The organism is Kocuria sp. KSNUG (assembly GCF_049532735.1).
GTDB lineage: Bacteria > Actinomycetota > Actinomycetes > Actinomycetales > Micrococcaceae > Kocuria > Kocuria rhizophila.
The window spans coordinates 1083215-1102721 of record NZ_CP150981.1; the positions used below are offsets into that span (position 1 = coordinate 1083215).

Genomic DNA, 19507 nt, shown 5'->3' on the forward strand with positions numbered 1-19507 from the left:
AGGCCCTGGGGCGGGTGCTGAATTATCCTGGCGGCATGACCCAACACTCTGGTGACCCGCTCGTGGAGATCGTCATCCCGGTGCACTCCACATCACGCCCCATTGCGCGCGCGGTGTCCTCCGCGCTGCTGGCGAGCGAGGGTGCTCGCCCCGGGCAGTGCCGCGTGACGGTGGTGGCGCACCACGTGTCAGCGGACGAGGTCAGGGCCGTCCTGTCCGCCGAGCAGCGCGCAGCGGTCACGGTGATCGAGTGCGAGGATCGTGGAAGCACGGCGGCGGTGCCTCGCAACGAAGCCCTACGCCGCACCACGGCGCGCTACATCAGCTTCCTCGACAGCGACGACACCCTCGACGCGGGAGCGGTCACCCGGTGGCTCGGGATCGCCGAGCGCAGGGGCAGCGACCTCGTGATCCCCTTCCAGCACCACACGGGCCAGCGAGTGGACATCACGCCCATCCTCCGCCCGTTCCGCTGCTCCAACCTGGACCCGGTGAAGGATCGGTTGGGATACCGGAGTTCGGGGTTCGGCCTGGTCAGGGTTGCCTCGGCCCAGGAAATGCATGCTCGCTTCGATGAGTGCGTGCGTACGGGTGAGGACCAGTCCTTCGTCATGGCCCTGTATCAGGGGGCCGCACGGATCGACTACGCGCCGGGGCTCCCCGGGTACCTCGTGCACGCCGATGCCGCGGTGCGAGTGTCGCGTCAGCCGTTGCCCGTCCGCGACCAGGTCGCGGCTGCGCTCGGCGTCACACGCAGCCCGCAACCTGGGAGCGCCCTCTCGGACCTGCACGGTTCGTACATCCTCAAGTACATTCGCGTGAACTTCTTTCCGGCGGTGGAGCAGGTCGTGCAGGCGGGGCACTGGGACGCCACGCAGGCCCACAACGCCGCCGACATCGCACAGGAGCTTGTGGACTCCGCCCATCATGTCGAGCAACGTCTGTCCCGAGCAGACATTCGAGTGCTCCGCTTGCTCCGCTCTGGATCAGACGTCAGCGACCTGCAGGCCGCGATGGGAGCGCGCCGTCACTTTGCAACGCCCGCCGCTCTCCTCACCCAGAGTCCCCGATGGTGGCTCGATCGTCAGAGCCCTCTGCGGATCGCTGCCGCGAGTGCCGTGCAGACTCTGCGCTACCGCATGGGGTGCCGCTGAGCGGGGGGCAGGGGAACGACGGCCAAGCCATCGCACCCAGGCGCTGTGTCACCGCGCTCGACGACGCTTCGTCCAGCTCCGCAGGGCTTGGAGGCGAGGGGCCAGGTCACGCCAGGAGACAGCGAACCACACGGCCAGGAACACCAGCGTGGCCAGAATGTTCGAGCCGATACCCGGGTGGGTCATCACGAACCACGCACCCAGCAGAACCAGGATGTAGCCGGTTGCCACGCGCAGCATGAGCCCCGCCCAGGACATGCGGTCGTGGATCCACACGATGACCAGTGGACCCAGGGAGCTCACCAGGCAGCCCACGAGATAACCGATGGCTGCGGCCATCACCCCCAGTTCGGGGCCCCACCACAGGATGGTTCCCACCCCCAGCAGCAGGCCCACAGCGTTGCACGCGGCGAGGGCGCGCACGCCCCAGTTCTCCCCGCCGTTGAGCCGGGAGTTGGAGGCGTTGAAGCTCGTGGCCGAGACCGCGAAGAACAGAACGATCAGCAGTGGAGCAGCCTGGGTGAACTCCTCGGCGCGCGCGTTGTAGAGCAGGTGGATGATGGGCTCCGCCCACAGGATTCCCACCCCGAACACGGGCAGGAACACGAGCACCATGATCCGCAGGATGGAGTCCAGCTGCCGACGCATGCCGGGGAGGTCTCCGGACGTGAACATGCGCGCAACCGCCGGTGCGAGCGCCACCAGCATGGAGGAGGACAACATGCTCGCGGGCGTGGCAATGCTCACGGCTGCGGAGTACTGACCCACTGCCGAAGGGGTGTCGTAGTGTTTGCCAAGGATCATGGAGAGCTGCAAGAGCCCGGAGGCCGTGAGGATGTTGATGGCCGCCCAGGCGGTGAACGTGTTGATCTCGCGCTTGAGGGATCGGGGGAGCGGCCCGCCGCCATTCCGGGGCCAGCCGGGGATGGCGTAGATCAGGTATCCGAGGCTCAGGGGGAGCAGCAGCAGAGGAGTGAACCCGCCCAGGAGGACCAGCAGCAGCAGGGTGAGCGTCACGCCGGAGCTGATGCAGTCCCACACGGCAGTGGTGACGAACTGGTTGTTGCCCGTGCGGACTCCGCGCACGAAATTGTAGGCAGACAGTGCGATCACCAGCAGACCCGCCGAGATCGCGTAGCTGGATGGCAGGTGCAGGGACCATGTGGCCACCACGACAGCGACCACCGCCAGGAAGGCTGTGGCTACGGCTGCCGAACGCGAAGCGTAGGCGGCTACCGACAGCTGCTTCTCCCGATCCTGCTGTCCCCGGGCCATGGCAATGAACTTGGAGGCCGCATTGCCTGACGCCTGCGGCCACAGCAGCACCAGGAACAGGGCCAGAGAGATCGTCAGGTTGATCTGACCGAGGATCTCGCTGCCAAGCATGTTGCCGATGAGCAGGCTGTAGCCGAACCGGGACAGGCCCTGGGCGAAAACGGCCACCACGGTCAGAACGAAGGACGAACCAATGGGGTTGTCCTTGTTCTCGTGATTGGGCAGCGGGAAGAGAATCCTGCGCCACCGTCCGGTGGGGGCCGAAGCAGGAGGGGTGGATGTCACGTGCAGAAGCCTATCGAGCGAATCGACGAGACGTGCCCTCTCCGCCGACGAGCTCGTAGATCCGGGAGAACTGGGATCCAATCGTCGCGCGGGAGAACTTTGTGCGCACCGTGGCCGCAATCGCGGCGGGGTCGGATTCGCGGAACCTCTCCCAAGCACGCTGAACTGCGTCGGCGAGGTCCGGGACATCCCAACTGTCCGTGAGGACGGTGTTCTCCCCCGTGCAGTAGTCGTCGAACCCGCCGCTGAGTGGCACTGCAGCTGGGCGACCCGCGGCAATGGCCTCGGCCACCGCAGTGAAGAAGTTCTCCTGAGCGCTGGGGAGGAAGAAGATGTGCGCTCCCGCCAGGCGGCCAGCCACCTCGGACGGTGGGATGGGGCCGGTGAGCTCCACGCGGTCCTCGATGTCCAGTGTGCGGGCTGTGGTTCGCAGAGTGTCCATCAGAGGGCCGTCGCCCACCAGGGTGTAGTGAACGTCAACGCCTCGCCGTACGAGTTCCGCGACCGTCTGGAGCGCCAGGACCGGACGTTTGCGATCGATCAACGCTCCCACCCCCACCAGCTCGACAGGAGGGCTTTGGGGGAACGGCGTGGCGGGTGCCTGGTTCTCAACAACGCACGGCACCATGTGAGTGGCTCCGGGACGGGAGAAACGTGCCATTTCACGGCACAGCTCGTTCGTCACTCCCGTGACCGCGTGAGGCAGCCGCAGTGCGTGACGCAACCACGCGGTCCGCTCCCAGAGCGGACCCACGCTGGGTGGGTTCACCACACCGTTCCAGTGCTCCGTGTGCACCCACGGCAAACGGCGTGCAGCCCAGGGTGCGGCCGCGAAGAGCACCGCTGAGAACGCCATCGTGTGCAGCACATCCGCTCCGCGAAGGCCCGCGGAAATCAGACGGAGCACCTCGTAGTAGCTCCGAGGGTTCGTCACGTTCAGATGTGCCCGGGTCACGGGGACGCCTTCGTAGACCTCCTGGACAGTTGGGCCGTTGGCCCGGCCGATGCGAACGTGAACGAGCGCGACCTCGTGGCCCGCTTCCTGGAGAGCCCAGCAGTGTTCGAGGATGAAAGGAGTACGGCTGGGGGTCTTGGCATCAGGGAACCATGCGGTGACGACGAGTGAGCGCACAGGATGACAGCCTTTCGAGATGGGAGATGGCGGCCGGGCGCCGCGTATCCACGATTATCACCCAGGTCTGCACTGAGCCTGGACAGACGTGGCAGCGCAGCAGGGGCTCATCGACGCGCTGCCGACGATCCGCGGCTGGCGACCGCTTTGACCGTCCCTGCACCAGCCCGATAGTCTGAGACCCGTTGTTTTGTGATGAAGCGTCCTATTGGGAGCGTGACATCGCAGACAGCACGGAGACGTGCCAGAGCGGCCGAATGGACTTCACTGCTAATGAAGGGCTCGGATTAACCCCGGGCCGGGGGTTCAAATCCCCCCGTCTCCGCTCACGACCAGAACGCCGCCCGCGATCACGCGGGCGGCGTTCTGCATGTCCCGGCGTCACAATTCGGGAAACACCGTGTTTGCTTCTGCATATAGATGCGCATGGATACACTCCGAAGCAGCACCAGGTCCACTCCCGCCCGCCCGGGTCCGCGGCGTACCGGACCGGGGTCGGAGCAGGAGGAACGGGCATGGGCAACGCACGGGCACGGAGATGGATCGCCGCAGGACTGACGGTGGCGGTGATCGCCACGGCCGCACCTGCGGCGGCGGCACCCCCGGGTGGAGCGGCGTCGTCCGGGGAGCAGGCCGCGCAGGCGCAGCCGGCAGTGACCGGGGGAGTGGCCTCTCTGGGGAGGGGCGCGGCTGGGCAGGGCCGTGTGCTCCCGGAGACGGACCGGTTCGTGGTGGAGTACAAGCAGGGGGTGCCCCAGGAGCGCCGGAGCATCGCACTCGCGGAGGCCGCCCAGGCCACCGACCTTCCCCGGGCGGAGACGGTCCGGACCACGGGCAGCGGTGAGGACGTGGTGGAGACGGACACCATGCTCTCCCCGGCGGAGCAGAAGGACATGGTGGCCGCGATCGAGGCGAACCCCGCCGTGGAATCCGCAGAGCCCGACCAGATCGTGGTGGGGGCGCTCGCCGCAACGCCGGCCGTCGCCCCGAACGACACGAACTGGAACTACCAGTGGGGCCCGCGCAACATCGGTGTGCCGAGTGCGTGGAGCCAGGGGACCGGTCAGGGCGTGGTGATCGGCATTGCGGACACCGGGCAGATCAACCACCCGGATCTCAACGCCAAGACGGTGCCCGGCTACGACTTCCTCTCCGACACCTACCACTCGCGGGACGGCAACGGACGTGACGCGAACCCTCAGGACCAGGGGGACTGGAGCCCGGGGCGGCCGTCCTGGTGGCACGGTTCGCACGTGGCGGGCATTGCCGCCGCCCAGACGAACAACAGGATGGGGATCGCCGGCGTGGCCCCCGACGCGAAGATCCAGCACGCCCGCGTTCTCGGGGCGGACGGCCGCGGGTACGTCTCGGACATTGCGGACGGCGTGATGTGGTCTGCGGGCATTCCCATCCCGGGAGTGCCCAGGAACGCGAACCCGGCCAAGGTGGTCAACCTGTCGGAGGCGTGGGACTCCGGAACCTGTCCCGCGGTGATGCAGAACGCGATCAACCGGATGCACAAGATCAACGTGCCGCTCGTGGTGGCGGCCGGCAACGCGGCCAAGAGCGCGAACCTCGCCTCGCCCGCCAACTGCGGGGGCGCCATCGTGGTGGGGGCCACGAACTCCCACAACCAGCTCACCGGATACTCCAACTGGGGGCCGATGCTCGACGTCGTGGCACCGGGGGGAGATGCAGGGGCCCCCATCTGGTCCACGGTCAACACGGGAACCTACTCGATCGGCAAGCCGTCCTACGGTGACCTCAGTGGAACCTCCATGGCGGCGCCGCACGTGGCCGGCGTGGTTGCCATCATGAAGGAACGGAACCCGGACCTGGGCGTAGAGGCAATCCGTGCCACTCTGCGCAGCACGGGCACGAACGTGAGCGGTTACCGCAAGGTCAATGCCACTGCGGCGGCTCGGGCTGTCCCCCGTGCCAAACCGACCGTGCACGGTGCCATCGCCACCTACTACAACGCCCACGGGGGCGCCGCAGCCATGGGCGCCCCGACCACGTGGGAGCAGAGCACGGGGGCGGGCGGCGTGGTGCAGAGCTTCGCGAAGAACGGGAAGGTCACCAAGATCTACTGGTCCCACGAGACCGGTGCGCACAGGGTTGAAACCTGGAAGGGCATTGGAACGCGGTACTCGCAGCTGGGCGGCCCGACCGCTTTCGGGCTGCCCGCCAAGGACGAACTGCCCACCGCTACCGGCGGGGCCTACCAGAACTTCGTGCGCCCAGGGACGAACCAGACCACCAAGATCATCTGGAGTGGGACGTCCGGAGCTCAACCGGTGGTTGAGACATCCGGCATCGGCAGGCAATGGTCCCGCGACGGCTACGAGGCAGGCGCCGGCTACCCCACCTCACCCGAGGTGAAGACCTCCTCCGGTGCGTACCAGCGCTTCCGCAACGTGAAGACCGGCGACACCGTGCAGTACACCTGGACGCGGAGCACGGGGAAAGTGGTTCGCACCGCGGTCCGCTGACGGGCGCGCAGAGCGGGCCGGGAGGGCGGACCGGTCGGGTGACCCGGGCATGCACCGGCCCCGCCCTGTCCGTCGATATCCTGGACGGCATGGGAATTCAGCAGCGCGTGGTGGTGGTGGGGGCAGGTCCCCGTGGTCTGTCGGTCGTGGAGCGGCTCGTGGCCCGCTCGGCGCACACGGGGGCTCGTGTCCACATCGACCTGGTGGATCCCTTCCCTCCCGGCCCGGGGCACGTGTGGCGCACGGACCAGTCGGACGTGTTCCTCATGAACACGCCCTCCCTGTTCCCCACCGTCGTTGCGGCACCCGGGGCGCTGGAGGTGCCCTCGCCGGAACCGCTGCGGGGGATGAGCTTCGAGCAGTGGCGCCGCGGCGTCGTCGCGGGGGAGATCACGCCTGTGACGCCGCTCTCACCGGAGCAGATCGCGGCGCTCGCGGAGCTCACTCCCCAGGGCTACCCGCCGCGCGCCGTCTACGGCCGCTACCTCGAGTGGGTGTTCGCCACGCTGCAGGAGAACCTCCCGGACACGGTGCACCTGGAGGTGCACCGCGGGGAGGCCGTGGACGCGTGGGTCCGTTCCGAGGGGCGGCACCGCTACGCGGTGGAGCTGTCGGGCGGTCTCGTGCTCCCGGCGGACGCGGTCGTGCTCGCACTGGGGCACCTGGACGCGCACCTGCGCCCGGCGCAGAAGGACCTGGTGGACGGCGCCGCCGAGCACGGCCTCACGTACTGGCCGCCCACCGTGCCCGCGGACGCCTTCTGGTCCGAGCTGCCCAGCGGTGAGACGGTTCTGGTGCGGGGCATGGGTCTGAACTTCTGCGACGCCCTCGCACGGCTCACCGAGGGCCGGGGCGGGAGGTTCGACACCGACCCGAACAACCCCGAACGGTTGGTCTACCGCCCCTCGGGGCGCGAGCCGAAGATCGTGGCCGGCTCCCGGCGGGGCACCCCCTACCGCGCGAAGCCCGTGCTGCAGGGCTACTACGCGCAGTCCCTGCAGACCCGGTTCTTCACCCTGGACGCCGTGCAGGAACTGGCGGAGGACTCGCCGCAGGCCCTCTCCTTCGAGCGGCAGCTGTGGCCGCTGATCCGCAAGGACGTGATCTGGAACTACTACACGGTCCTGGCCCGCACCGCGCCCGAGGCCTTCCAGTCGGACCCGCAGCAGTTCCTGCGGGAGCTCGACGAGATCCTCCTGGACACCACCGACCCCGGCTGGTCGCACCACAGCGACGCCCTGATCTCCGACGCCGTGGTCCCCGGCCGGCAGCTGCAGCAGGCCCGGCTCGCACGGCCGTTCGAGGACGTCAGCTTCGCGAGCCACGACGAGTACGCCGCGGCGGTCGTGCACTACCTGGACCGTGACGTCCACGGTTCGCTGCGCGGCGAGGACGACCCCGTGAAGATGGCGATCGCGTCCCTCAACACCGCGCGCACGGTGCTCAAGTGCGTGCTCGCGGAGATCGGGATCTCGGACTCCTCGTGGGTCCACGAGCTGCGTCGCCAGTTCGAGCCCCTCGTGGAGGGTCTCGCCTCGGGCCCGCCCGTGCTGCGCATCCAGCAGCTCGCGGCGCTCACCCGGGCGGGCGTGGTCCGCTTCCTCGGCCCCGAGCCCCGTTTCGCGGTGGACCGCACCGAGGGGTGCTTCGTGGCGGCCTCCCCGTGGGTCGAGGACGCACCGGTGCGCTCGCGGTGGCTCATCGAGGCCATGTCCCCCACCAACGACGTCCACCGCAACATCTCGCCGCTGCTCACCCACATGCACGAGCGCGGGCTGGTGCGCGCCCGCCTCATGGAGACCAAGGACGGCGCGAGCCCCGAGTCCAGCTCGGGCCTGGACGTGAGCATCGAACGCGCCCGCGGTTGCCGGGACGACGACGCCGCGTCCCGTTCCTTCGTCTACCGCGCCGTGGGTGCCGGGGACCAGGCGGAGGAGGGGATCTACGTGATCGGCCTGCAGCTGTCCTCGGTGCAGTGGGGAGTGTCCATCGCTGCGGAGGCCGAGGCGCCCGCCCACCTGGGGGCCCGCACGATCGCGGACGCGGACCAGATCGCGCAGGACGTCTTCGCGGGGGCGCGGCGCGAACCGTGAGCCGCGTGCCCGGGGTGCGGGCGGCGTCGTCGTGGGGCCGCGTGCTCAGCCGAGAACGGCGCGGGCGGTCCGCTCGTCCGTGACCAGGTGGGAGACGAAACCCGCCTGCAGGACGGCGCGCAGAACGGGGACCTTGGCGGCTCCGCCGGCCACACAGATCCGGATCTCCTTGCGGCGCAGCGCGTCCAGGGGGATGGAGACGGTGCGCTCGTCCAGCTCCGGGACGGCGGCTCGGCCGTGCGCGTCGATGAAGTGGGAGCACAGATCGCCCACGGCGTCGCGCGTGACACCGGCGCGCTCGGAGGGCGTCAGGACGTCCCGCACGAGCAGCGGGGAGTCCTCCGCCACCGAGCCCACGGTGAAGATCGCGGTGCGCGCGCTGCGGCCGAGGTCCAGGACGTACTTGATGCTCCGGTCCTGCTCCACCACCCGCCTGACCTCGGGACTGTCGAAGAGCATGGGCAGGGGGAGGGTGTGGGGGTAGGCGGCGAACGCCGCGCACAGCAGCCGGATGGTCTCGTGGTGGCCCACGAGCGGTGAGGCCAGGCTGCTGCCGCCCTTGAGCTGGACCATGTGCACCCCGCTGCGCGGCTGGGGCGTGAGGGCCTGGGCCACCGCGCGCATGGTTCGGCCCCACGTGATGCCCACGAGGTCGCCGTCGGCCACGTTCTCCTCGAGCACCTGTGCGCCCATGCCGCCGAGCTCGTGAAGCAGCTCCTCGTCCGTGTCCGCCGCGGCCACCACGCGCGCCTGCGCGAGACCGAAGCGCTCGCACAGCTGCCGTCCCACGTCCGAGGAGACGGCCCGGGGGTCACGGATCTCGATGCTCACGAACCCCCGGTCCTTCGCGTGCTGCAGAAGCTTGGACACGGTGGGCCGGGAGATCGACAGCTTCCGGGCGATGTCCGCCTGCGGCAGCCCGCGCTGGTAGTACAGCCTCGCCACGTCCAGGGCCTGGGCATCCCGTGAGCTCAGTTCCACGCTGCGCGCTCCCGTCCGGGAATGGCGCCGGTCACAGGCCCATGATCACGCCGACGAGCGCGGCGTTGAGCATGTTGGTGAGGAAGCCGGCGAACAGGGCGAACATGCCCATCTGGGCCACGTCCGCCCGGCGGTCCGGGGCGAGTCCGCCGAACGAGCCGATCTGGATGGCGATCGAACCCAGGTTGGCAAAGCCCGCCAGGGCGAACGTGGTGATCAGCACCGACTGGGGCTGCAGGTCCGGGATGGCCGGGCCGAAGGACGTGTACCCCACGAACTCGTTGAGGATCGTCTTCTGGCCCAGGAAGTTGCCCACCTGCGCGGCGTCCTCCCACGGCACGCCGATGGCCCACGCGACCGGCGCGAAGAGGATCCCGAACAGCCCCTCGAGGGACCAGCCCTCGAAGCCGAAGAGCGAGCCGAACCACTCCAGGCCGCCGGACACCATGGCGATCAGCGAGATGAACGCGATGAGCAGGCAGCCCACGATCACCGCGATCTTGCCGCCGTTCAGGGCGCCGGTGCTGAGCGCGTCGATGAGGTTCTTGGACTCGGTGTCCTTGACCCTGAGGGTGTCGACCGACGCCACGGACTCCTCGGTCTCGGGCATGAGGGCCTTGGCGATCAGCAGCGAGCCCGGGGCATTCATCACGGAGGCCGCCAGCAGGTAGGGCAGCGGTGCACCCAGCAGCGAGTAGCCCACCAGGGTGGATCCGGCCGCGGCGGCGAAGCCACCGGTCATGCACGTGAACAGCTCCGAGCGGGTCAGCTTGCTCAGGTAGGGCTTGATCACCAGCGGGGCCTCGCTCTGCCCCAGGAAGATCACGGTGGCCGCGAACACGGACTCCACCTTGGAGGTTCCCATGATCTTGTTCAGGGCCGTGCCCACGAAGTGGACGAGCACCTGGATCACCCGCAGGTAGTAGAGGCCGCCGATGAGCGCGCCCAGGAAGATGATCACGGGCAGCACGCTCAGTGCGAAGACGAAGCCGTTGTCCTCGCTGACCAGGCCGCCGAAGACGAACATGACGCCCTCGTTGGTGTAGCTGATGAGCTTCTGGATCAGGTCCGAGATCCATTTCAACGCCTCGTAGCCGGTCTCCCACTTGAGGATCAGCAGGGCGACCCCCACCTGCAGGGCGAGACCCACGCCCAGTGTGCGCCACTTGATGGCGTGCCGGTGGCGGGAGAACAGGATGATGATGCCCAGGATGAGCGCGATGCCCACCAGGCCCTGGAAACGGCCCACGATGACCCCAGCTTTCGTTGTCCGGCACGGCGGCGACGGTGCCGCAGTGTGCACATTTGTCAAAACTATAAGTGTCAGAATTTCCGAAACGGCGCATAGGATGGAGAACGAGTCGTGTCGCGGGCGCGCACCCGCACCAGCACGGCGCCGCATCTACACGAGGGAGTGAGCACGATGGTCGAATCGTTCGACGCCGTTGACGTGATCCGCATGAAGAGGGATCGCCAGACGCTGTCCCCGGAGGCCATCAACTGGGTGATCGACGCCTACACCCGCGGTGTGGTGGCGGACGAGCAGATGTCCGCCCTGGCCATGGCCATCTTCCTCAACGGCATGGACCGCACCGAGATCTCCCGGTGGACGCAGGCCATGATCGACTCCGGCGAGCGCATGAACTTCCAGGCGCTGTCCCGGCCCACCGCGGACAAGCACTCGACCGGGGGCGTGGGGGACAAGATCACGCTGCCGCTCGCCCCGCTGGTTGCGAGCTTCGGGGTGGCGGTGCCGCAGCTCTCGGGCCGCGGGCTGGGCCACACGGGCGGCACCCTGGACAAGATGGAGGCCATCCCCGGGTGGCAGGCGGATCTGTCCAACGAGCGCATGATGGAGATCCTGGACACGGTGGGCGCGGTGATCTGCGCGGCCGGCAGCGGCCTGGCACCCGCGGACAAGAAGCTCTACGCGCTGCGCGACACCACCTCCACGGTGGAGTGCATCCCCCTGATCGCGTCCTCGATCATGTCCAAGAAGATCGCCGAGGGCACGGGTGCCCTGGTGCTGGACGTCAAGACCGGCCCGGGCGCGTTCATGAAGCTCGAGCAGGACGCCCGCGAGCTCGCGCGCACCATGGTGGACCTGGGCAAGGACCACGGCGTGAACACCGTCGCCCTGCTCACGGACATGTCCCGCCCGCTCGGACGCACGGTGGGCAACGCCCTGGAGGTGCGCGAGTCCGTGGAGGTGCTCGCCGGGGGCGGGCCCAGCGACGTCGTGCGCCTGACCGTGGCGCTCGCGCAGGAGATGCTCGCCGCGGCCGGTGTGAAGGACGCGGATGTGGAGGCTGCGCTGCGGGACGGCCGGGCCATGGACTCCTGGAAGAAGATGGTGGCCGCTCAGGGTGGCGACCCGGAGGCCCCGCTGCCCGTGGCGAAGCACACGCAGGACGTGCTGGCGGAGACGGACGGCGTGCTCACCGAGATGGACGCGATGTCCGTGGGCGTGGCGTCGTGGCGCCTCGGCGCGGGCCGCGCCCGGCAGGGGGACCCCGTGCAGGCCGGTGCCGGTGTGGAGATCCACGCGGTGCCCGGCGAGCGGGTCACCCGTGGGCAGAAGCTGTTCACCCTGCACACGGACACCCCGGAGCGCTTCGAGCGCGCGCTGGAGTCCCTGACCGGCGGCGCGACCATCGACCCCGACGCCGCGGACGGCACCGGCGCCCGCGAAGACGTCGTCATCGACAGGATCGACTGAGTCAGCGCCCCGCACTGCCGTGCCCGCGGCGTGCTCCACGACCGTTGCCGGTGCGGACCGCACGGCAGCCCGAAACCACCGAGGAGAACCACATGATCACCCGCGCAGAGCTGGCCGCCATGGTCGACCACACCCTGCTCAAGCCCGAGTCCACCGCCCAGCAGGTCGCGGACCTCGCCCGCGAGGCCGCTGACCTGGGGGCCTACTCCATCTGCGTCTCGCCGTCCCGTCTGGACGTGGAGCTTCCCGAGGGCGTGAAGCTGGCCACCGTGTGCGGCTTCCCCTCCGGCGCCCACCCCTCCGAGGTCAAGGCCGTGGAGGCCGCGGACTCCGTGGCCCAGGGCGCGGACGAGGTGGACATGGTCATCAACCTCGGTCTCGCGATGGACGGCGACTGGGACGGCGTGCAGGAGGACATCGAGGCCGTGCGTGCCGCGTGCCCCGAGCCCACCGTCCTGAAGGTCATCATCGAGTCCGCGGCGCTGGACGACGAGCAGATCGTGGCCGCGTGCCGGGCTGCCGAGGCCGCCGGGGCGGACTTCGTGAAGACGTCCACGGGCTTCCACCCCGCCGGCGGCGCGAGCGTGGAGGCCGTGCGGCTCATGGCCGAGACGGTCGGCGGCCGCCTGGGCGTGAAGGCCTCGGGCGGCATCCGCACCACGGAGGCCGCGCTGGCCATGATCGACGCCGGGGCCACCCGCCTGGGGCTCTCCGGCACGGCTTCTGTACTGGAAGGACTGGATTCCTGATGAACACGCAGCTGGCAGACCGCGTCCAGCAGTGGCTGGACCACGACCCCGACGAGCGCACCCGCGCCGAGCTGAGCGCGCTGCTGGACAAAGCACAGGGCGGGGACGACGCCGCCGCGGCGGACCTCGAGTCCCGCTTCGAGGGGCCCCTCATGTTCGGCACCGCCGGGCTGCGCGCCGCGGTGGGTGCGGGGGAGTCCCGCATGAACCGCGCCGTGGTGATCCGCGCGAGCGCCGGGCTGGCGTCGTTCCTCGTGGACCGCGTGGGCTCCGAGCCCCTCGTGGTGGTGGGCTGCGACGCCCGCCACGGTTCCGAGGACTTCGCCGCCGACGCCGCCGCGGTGTTCGCCGCGGCCGGCTGCCGGGCGGTGCGCCTGCCCGCGCAGCTGCCCACGCCGCTCGTGGCCTACGCCGTGCGTGAGCTCGGTGCGGACGCCGGTGTGATGGTCACGGCTTCCCACAACCCGCCCGCGGACAACGGCTACAAGGTGTACCTCGGTGCCCGCGCCGTGGACGGCGACGACGAGATGGGTGTGCAGATCGTGCCCCCGGACGACGCCCGGATCGCCGAGCGCATCGCGGCGGCACCCTGCGCGGACGAGGTCCCGCGCGACCCCGAGTCGGTGACCACCGCCGAGGACGCGGTGCTGGACGGCTACGTCCGCCGCGCCGCCTCCCTGCGGGCCGGTGCGGGCGAGGGCCAGGACATCCGGATCGCCCTGACGCCCATGCACGGCGTGGGTCTGGGCACCGCCCTGCGCGTGCTGGACGAGGCCGGGTTCCCGAACGTCTCGGTGGTGGCCGAGCAGGCCGAGCCGGACCCCGACTTCCCCACCGTGGCGTTCCCCAACCCGGAGGAGCCCGGCGCCATGGACCTGCTCATGACGCTCGCGGCCCAGGAGGACGCGGACGTGGCCATCGCCATGGACCCGGACGCCGACCGCTGCGCGGTGGCCATCCCCACCGGCGCCGGCACCGGGGACCCGCTGCGCGACTGGCGCCGTCTGAGCGGCGACGAGATCGGGGCCCTGCTCGGCGAGGACGCCGCCTCCGATCCGGACCGCCCGGGTGACACCCTGGCGTGCTCCATCGTCTCCGGTCGGCTGCTGGGGCGCATTGCCGAGCACCACGGCCTCTCCTTCCGCCAGACGCTCACGGGGTTCAAGTGGATCGCCCGCACACCCGGTCTGCGCTTCGGCTACGAGGAGGCGATCGGCTACTGCACCGACCCCACCGCCGTGCGCGACAAGGACGGGGTGTCCACCGCGGTGCGCGTCGCCTCGCTGGTCGCCCGGCTCAAGGAGCGCGGCACCACGGTCCAGGACGAGCTGGACCGGCTGGCCCACGTGCACGGTCTCTTCACCACGGCACCGCTGACGTTCCGCGTGGCGGACCTCTCGCTCATCACCCGCGGCATGCAGCGGCTGCGCGAGAACCCGCCCACGGAGCTCGCGGGGTCCCCGATCGCGGAGTTCGTGGACCTGGCCAAGGGAGGGCCCGAGCTGCTCCCCACCGAGGGGATCCTCATGCGCACCGAGTCCGACGACCGCGTGATCGTGCGCCCCTCCGGCACCGAGCCCAAGCTCAAGTGCTACCTGGAGGTCGTGCTCCCGGTGCTGGACGACGGCGTGGTCCCGCGGGAGGACGCCGCGCAGCGGCTGCAGCAGATCAGCACGCAGCTGCGGGAGGTCGTGGGTCTGTGAGTTCCGGGCCCGGCGCCGCCTCCCCGAGGCGGTGACCGCGGCCCACGACGAAGCCCCTGTCACCTGGAGTTCCAGGGGACAGGGGCTTCGTGCTGCGCGGAAGGTAAGGGATTTGAACCCTTGGTACGGGGTTACCGCACACTGGTTTTCAAGACCAGCTCCTTAGGCCGCTCGGACAACCTTCCCTCCGTCCGGTTCCGCGCGGGGCGGTCTCGGACAAGTGGCCATTATTCCACGCGCCGCGCACGGGGTGCCACCGCACTACCCCGGGGACGACGCCGCCCGGTTCCCTCCCGCGGGACGGTGCGGCTGTCCGCCAGGCGGGAACAGCGGCGTCGTGCCCTGGCGCGGGCGGCGGCACCGGCGGGAGGATGGGCACGAACGAGCCGACGAGCGAGAGGAAGCAGCCATGCGAGCCGTACGAGATCTGCGGTCCGGGGGCCCCGAGGTCCTGGAGGTCACCGAGGTGGCGGAACCGGAGCTGACGCCCGGTGGGGTGCTGATCGAGGTGGCCGCCGCCGGGCTGAACCGCGCGGACGTGCTGCAGCGGCAGGGCCACTACCCGGTGCCCCAGGATGCCACGGACGTGTTCGGTCTGGAGGTCTCCGGAACCGTGCTGGACCTCGGGGAGCAGGTTCCGGAGACGGCGGGCTTCGCCGTGGGGGACCGCGTGGTCGCACTCGTGGACTCCGGGGGCTACGCCGAGCGCGCGGTGGCCCCGTGGGAGCAGGTGCTCCCGCTGCCCGAGGGCGTGGACCCGGTGGCGGCCGCGGGGCTGCCGGAGGTGGCCGCCACGGTGTTCTCCAACGTGTTCATGGCCGCCGCCGCGCGCGAGGGCGAGACCCTCCTGGTGCATGGCGGTGCCGGCGGGATCGGCACGCACGCGATCCAGGTGGCGCGGGCCCTGGGCATGCGGGTGCTGGCCACCGTGGGCAGCGCGGAGAAGGCCCGGGTGGTGGAGGAGCTGGGTGCCACCGCGATCAGCTACCGGGACGAGGACTTCGTGGCCCGCGTCCGCGAACTCACCGACGGCCGCGGGGCGGACGTGATCCTGGACGTCGTGGGCGCCAACTACCTGGAACCCAACCTCCGGGCGCTGGCCACGAACGGGCGGATCGTGGTCATCGGCATGCAGGGCGGTGCCAAGGGGGAGCTGAACGTGGGCCTGCTGCTGCAGAAGCGCGCCGCGCTCATCGGCACCACGCTGCGGGCGCGCCCTGCGGCGGAGAAGGCGGCGATCATGGCCGCGGTGCGTGAGCACGTCTGGCCGCTGCTGGCCTCCGGGGCCGTGCGGCCCCTCGTGTCCCGCGTGTTCCCCCTCGACCGGGTGCGCGAGGCCCACGAGTACTTCGACAGCGGCTCCCACGTGGGCAAGGTGCTGCTGAGCATGTGACGCGTGGGCGGCGCCGGGCGGAGCCGCCTGGGCGGGCACGTGGCGCGGCTCGCATACAATCGTGCGCACCATCACACGCGTTTCCCAGCGTGTTGGCACGACGTTCGGAGCCTTCCCCATGAGCACCACACACCACCAGGCGGCGGGAGCACCCCGCCCGGCGGACGAGAGCCACGCCGATCTCCCGCCCAACCACGTGGACCCCGAGGTCCTGGACCGCGAACAGACCCGGTGGACCCCGCTGCGGATCGCCCTGTGGGTGGGTGTGGCCCTGCTCGGCGGAGTGGCCTGGTCCATGATCGCGTTCGCGCGCGAGGAGTCCATCAACGCGATCTGGTTCGTGTTCGCGGCCGTGTGCAGCTACTTCATCGCGTACCGCTTCTACTCCAAGTTCATCGAGATGAAGCTGACCCGGCCGGACGACCGGCGCGCGACCCCGGCGGAGTACCACGCCAACGGCAAGGACTACATGCCCACGGACCGGCGGGTGCTCTACGGGCACCACTTCGCCGCGATCGCGGGCGCGGGACCGCTCGTGGGGCCCGTGCTCGCCGCGCAGATGGGCTACCTGCCGGGAACCATCTGGATCATCGTGGGCGTCATCCTGGCCGGTGCGGTCCAGGACTACCTGGTGCTGTTCTTCTCCATGCGCCGGGGCGGGCGCTCCCTCGGCCAGATGGCCCGTGAGGAGCTGGGCGTGGTCGGTGGCTACGCCGCGATCGTGGCCACGCTCGCGATCATGGTCATCATCGTGGCCATCCTGGCCCTCGTGGTGGTCAACTCGCTGGGCGAGTCCCCGTGGGGTGTGTTCTCGGTGGGCATGACCATTCCCATCGCCCTGTTCATGGGCGTGTACCTGCGCTACCTGCGCCCCGGCAAGGTCATGGAGATCTCCGTGATCGGGTTCGTGCTCCTCATGGCCGCCATTGTGGGCGGCGGCTGGGTGGCCAACACCGAGCTGGGTGTCCAGCTGTTCACCCTGGACCGGCTCACCCTCGCGTGGTGCGTGATCGGCTACGGCTTCGTGGCCGCCGTGCTGCCCGTGTGGCTGCTGCTATCCCCGCGCGACTACCTCTCCACCTTCATGAAGGTGGGCACCATCGCGCTGCTCGCCGTGGCCATCGTGGTGGTGCGGCCCGAGATCACCACGCCGGCCGTCAGTGAGTTCGCGAGCCGCACGGACGGGCCGGCCTTCACGGGCTCGCTGTTCCCGTTCCTGTTCGTGACCATCGCGTGTGGAGCGCTCTCCGGATTCCACGCCCTGATCGCCTCCGGAACGACCCCCAAGATGATCGAGAAGGAGCGCCAGGCGCGGTTCGTGGGCTACGGCGGCATGCTCATGGAGTCCTTCGTGGCGATCATGGCGCTCGTGGCCGCGGTGTCGATCGACCGCGGCATCTACTTCGCCATGAACGCCTCACCGGCCGCCACCATGGGCACCGTGGAGGGCGCGGCGGCCTACGTGAACTCCCTCGGGCTCTCCGGCGTGCACGTGACCCCAGAGATGCTCCAGGGAACGGCCGAGGCCGTGGGCGAGGAGTCCATCGTCTCCCGCACGGGCGGCGCCCCCACCCTGGCGGTGGGCCTGGCCCACATCATGAACCAGTGGTTCGGTGGTGCCTCCATGATGAGCTTCTGGTACCACTTCGCCATCATGTTCGAGGCGCTGTTCATCCTCACGGCGGTGGACGCCGGAACCCGCGTGGCCCGGTTCATGCTCACGGACACCCTGGGCAACTTCTTCCCCAAGTTCCGGGACGCCAACTGGCGTCTCGGGGCGTGGCTGACCACCGCGATCATGGTCGCGGGCTGGGGCTCCATCCTGATCCTTGGCGTCACCGACCCCCTCGGCGGGATCAACACGTTCTTCCCGCTGTTCGGCATCGCCAACCAGCTCCTGGCGGCCATCGCCCTGGCGGTGTGTCTCGCGATCGCCGCGAACATGGGGAGGTTCAAGTACCTCTGGATCATCCTCGTGCCGCTCGCGTTCGACGTGGTGGTCACGGTCACCGGCTCGTGGCTGAAGATCTTCTCCTCGGATCCCAAGGTGGGGTACTGGGCCAGCCACTTCGCGGTCAAGGACGCCCTGGAGCAGGGCAAGACCAGCTTCGGGGCAGCCAAGGACGTCGCGGCCATGGAGGCGGTGGTCCGCAACACCTTCGTGCAGGGCAGCCTGTCAATCCTGTTCGTGGTGCTCACGATCATCGTGGTGGTGATGGCCTTGGTGGAGACGGTCAAGGCCCTGCGGGGCCACCAGCGTCGCACGCGCGAGGACCCCTTCGTCGAGTCGCGGATCTACGCGCCGTCGGGCCTGATCGCCACCCCGTCCGAGAAGGCGCTCGAGAAGCAGTGGGCGGCCCTGCCTCTTGAGCTGCGCACCCCCACGGGCGGAGGCCACCACTGATGCCCGGCGCCGACGAGGTGGAGCTCACCGCGCGCGGTGTGCTCGCGTCCTGGTGGCAGCGTGCGCTGCGCTTCGGCAACGGCGTGCTGGGCGCGGACAAGTACGAGCGCTACCTCGAGTACCACCGGGCCACCGGGAGCGCGGAGGCTCCCATGACGGAGCGGGAGTTCTGGCGCGACTACCAGGACTGGCAGGACGCGCACCCCGAGGGGCGGTGCTGCTGAGGGGATAGCATGGACCGCTGCCGGCGGACACGGGAAAGAGGCTTCGGTGGGATTCTTCGGTGAGTACAGGGCCACGCGCCGTGACGAGCGCGAGCTCGGGGAGGGCGTCTGGCGCCGCGCGCACGACCGCTTCAAGCGGGGCCTGGACCGATACCACCAGATCCTCGAGTCCGTGCGGGACCCCGAGCTGCGGGAGGCCGCGGTCCCCGTGGCAAACGACCTCGCGGACCTGCTGCCGCGGGTGCGTGCCGTGTGCACGGAGGCCCACCTCCGGGCTCCGTCCCAGACCCAGGACATCCCGCACTCCTCGTCCGGCTACCTCTCGGACGTCCACCGCCAGCTCTCCCGTGCCGGCAACGCCATGGCGCAGACGGCCGAGGCCCTGACCATGGCGCGCTTCGCCGCGCAGGGCACTCAGCGCTGCGGTGCTCCCGACTCCGCGGCGGGCGGGCACGGTCTCGGGGCGGCCGGTTCTGCAGAGGGCGCGCGGGGCCCCCAGCCGGGGCCGACCACGGTGGGCGACGCCGCCGGGGCCGGGCGGCGTCCCGACTCACCGAGCTCGGGGGTCGGCTCAGTCCAGCGTCGCTTCGCGGTGGTGCAGGAGCACGTGGTCTCGGCGGAGACCCTCATGGCGGCCCACCAGGGAGATCGAGCCGCGCGCTGAGCGGCGGACCGCCGAGGCAGAGTGCATCCCGGAACCGCGGTGGGTGGGACGGCCCGTCGAGCAAGGACCTGTTGAGCGGCGTCGAGAGGGGAATCCTTCAGGCGCCGGACAGGGGTTTTGGAAAGGTCTGCCGGGTCGTGTCCGAGCGGTGCCCCGGGACCCTTCCAGCCCTCGACCGTCTCCGGTCATCGGGAAGCGTCTCCGGGGCACCAGTGTGTCTCCTGTGATGGACCTTGCGG

At 69.9% G+C, this 19507-nt stretch carries 14 protein-coding genes and 2 tRNA genes; 11 read left to right on the plus strand and 5 right to left on the minus strand.

Annotated elements, in window-relative coordinates; genetic code table 11:
* Positions 1–62: 62 nt before the first annotated feature.
* Positions 63–1154: a glycosyltransferase family 2 protein gene (locus AABM36_RS04710; protein WP_423447612.1), complete on the plus strand. Its 1092-nt coding sequence runs from the start codon at positions 63–65 to the stop codon at positions 1152–1154.
* Positions 1155–1202: 48 nt separating this feature from the next.
* Here the strand turns inward: AABM36_RS04710 and AABM36_RS04715 are convergent, their stop codons facing one another.
* On the minus strand, positions 1203–2714 hold the full coding sequence (locus tag AABM36_RS04715) for a lipopolysaccharide biosynthesis protein (RefSeq protein ID WP_249494280.1): 1512 nt from the start codon (positions 2712–2714) through the stop codon (positions 1203–1205).
* Between the two features lie 10 nt (positions 2715–2724).
* Complete coding sequence (locus AABM36_RS04720) at positions 2725–3846, minus strand: glycosyltransferase (RefSeq protein WP_249494281.1); 1122 nt, start codon at positions 3844–3846, stop codon at positions 2725–2727.
* 235 nt (positions 3847–4081) lie between these two features.
* On the opposite strand from AABM36_RS04720, the gene AABM36_RS04725 reads away from it, so the two are divergent.
* The 3 genes from AABM36_RS04725 to AABM36_RS04735 all read left to right on the plus strand — a co-directional run bounded on the left by AABM36_RS04725 (position 4082) and on the right by AABM36_RS04735 (position 8431).
* Positions 4082–4171, plus strand: a tRNA-Ser gene (locus AABM36_RS04725).
* A gap of 190 nt (positions 4172–4361) precedes the next feature.
* The gene (locus AABM36_RS04730; RefSeq protein WP_249494282.1) at positions 4362–6338 is read left to right on the plus strand and encodes a S8 family serine peptidase; all 1977 of its coding nucleotides are present in this window, start codon (positions 4362–4364) and stop codon (positions 6336–6338) included.
* Between the two features lie 89 nt (positions 6339–6427).
* Positions 6428–8431, plus strand: a complete 2004-nt coding sequence (locus AABM36_RS04735) for an FAD/NAD(P)-binding protein (protein WP_423447615.1) — start codon at positions 6428–6430, stop codon at positions 8429–8431.
* Positions 8432–8476: 45 nt separating this feature from the next.
* Here the strand turns inward: AABM36_RS04735 and AABM36_RS04740 are convergent, their stop codons facing one another.
* Together AABM36_RS04740 and AABM36_RS04745 are read right to left on the minus strand one after the other, a co-directional pair.
* Complete coding sequence (locus AABM36_RS04740) at positions 8477–9412, minus strand: sugar-binding transcriptional regulator (protein WP_249494284.1); 936 nt, start codon at positions 9410–9412, stop codon at positions 8477–8479.
* A 31-nt stretch (positions 9413–9443) separates the two neighbouring features.
* Entirely contained in the window at positions 9444–10661 is a 1218-nt protein-coding gene (locus AABM36_RS04745) for a NupC/NupG family nucleoside CNT transporter (protein ID WP_249494285.1), read from the minus strand.
* Between the two features lie 174 nt (positions 10662–10835).
* On the opposite strand from AABM36_RS04745, the gene AABM36_RS04750 reads away from it, so the two are divergent.
* The 3 genes from AABM36_RS04750 (at position 10836) to AABM36_RS04760 (ending at position 14583) form a co-directional block, all read left to right on the plus strand.
* Positions 10836–12131 carry a thymidine phosphorylase gene (locus tag AABM36_RS04750; RefSeq protein WP_019310514.1) on the plus strand — a complete coding sequence of 432 codons (1296 nt, stop codon included), beginning with the start codon at positions 10836–10838 and terminating at the stop codon, positions 12129–12131.
* A gap of 92 nt (positions 12132–12223) precedes the next feature.
* The gene (gene deoC / locus AABM36_RS04755; RefSeq protein WP_039101062.1) at positions 12224–12880 is read left to right on the plus strand and encodes a deoxyribose-phosphate aldolase; all 657 of its coding nucleotides are present in this window, start codon (positions 12224–12226) and stop codon (positions 12878–12880) included.
* The gene (locus AABM36_RS04760; protein ID WP_423447618.1) at positions 12880–14583 is read left to right on the plus strand and encodes a phospho-sugar mutase; all 1704 of its coding nucleotides are present in this window, start codon (positions 12880–12882) and stop codon (positions 14581–14583) included. Before deoC ends, AABM36_RS04760 begins: the two co-directional genes overlap by 1 nt.
* 97 nt (positions 14584–14680) lie before the next feature.
* Here AABM36_RS04760 and AABM36_RS04765 read toward each other — a convergent pair.
* Positions 14681–14768: transfer RNA gene (locus AABM36_RS04765), tRNA-Ser, on the minus strand.
* Between the two features lie 224 nt (positions 14769–14992).
* Between AABM36_RS04765 and AABM36_RS04770 the strand changes: the two genes are divergently transcribed.
* The 4 genes from AABM36_RS04770 to AABM36_RS04785 all read left to right on the plus strand — a co-directional run bounded on the left by AABM36_RS04770 (position 14993) and on the right by AABM36_RS04785 (position 19268).
* The gene (locus AABM36_RS04770) at positions 14993–15976 is read left to right on the plus strand and encodes an NAD(P)H-quinone oxidoreductase (RefSeq protein WP_423447620.1); all 984 of its coding nucleotides are present in this window, start codon (positions 14993–14995) and stop codon (positions 15974–15976) included.
* Between the two features lie 118 nt (positions 15977–16094).
* The gene (locus tag AABM36_RS04775) at positions 16095–18380 is read left to right on the plus strand and encodes a carbon starvation CstA family protein (protein ID WP_423447622.1); all 2286 of its coding nucleotides are present in this window, start codon (positions 16095–16097) and stop codon (positions 18378–18380) included.
* Positions 18380–18604 carry a YbdD/YjiX family protein gene (locus AABM36_RS04780; protein WP_423447624.1) on the plus strand — a complete coding sequence of 75 codons (225 nt, stop codon included), beginning with the start codon at positions 18380–18382 and terminating at the stop codon, positions 18602–18604. Before AABM36_RS04775 ends, AABM36_RS04780 begins: the two co-directional genes overlap by 1 nt.
* 46 nt (positions 18605–18650) lie before the next feature.
* The gene (locus AABM36_RS04785) at positions 18651–19268 is read left to right on the plus strand and encodes a hypothetical protein (RefSeq protein WP_423447626.1); all 618 of its coding nucleotides are present in this window, start codon (positions 18651–18653) and stop codon (positions 19266–19268) included.
* Positions 19269–19507: the final 239 nt, after the last annotated feature.

Bases quoted from the DNA above. Each gene is read 5' to 3' on its own strand.
- AABM36_RS04770 (WP_423447620.1), top strand. From the start codon at position 14,993: ATGCGAGCCGTACGAGATCTGCGGTCCGGGGGCCCCGAGGTCCTGGAG.
- AABM36_RS04760 (WP_423447618.1), top strand. From the start codon at position 12,880: ATGAACACGCAGCTGGCAGACCGCGTCCAGCAGTGGCTGGACCACGAC.
- AABM36_RS04775 (WP_423447622.1), top strand. From the start codon at position 16,095: ATGAGCACCACACACCACCAGGCGGCGGGAGCACCCCGCCCGGCGGAC.
- AABM36_RS04750 (WP_019310514.1), top strand. From the start codon at position 10,836: ATGGTCGAATCGTTCGACGCCGTTGACGTGATCCGCATGAAGAGGGAT.
- AABM36_RS04730 (WP_249494282.1), top strand. From the start codon at position 4,362: ATGGGCAACGCACGGGCACGGAGATGGATCGCCGCAGGACTGACGGTG.
- deoC (WP_039101062.1), top strand. From the start codon at position 12,224: ATGATCACCCGCGCAGAGCTGGCCGCCATGGTCGACCACACCCTGCTC.
- AABM36_RS04780 (WP_423447624.1), top strand. From the start codon at position 18,380: ATGCCCGGCGCCGACGAGGTGGAGCTCACCGCGCGCGGTGTGCTCGCG.
- AABM36_RS04735 (WP_423447615.1), top strand. From the start codon at position 6,428: ATGGGAATTCAGCAGCGCGTGGTGGTGGTGGGGGCAGGTCCCCGTGGT.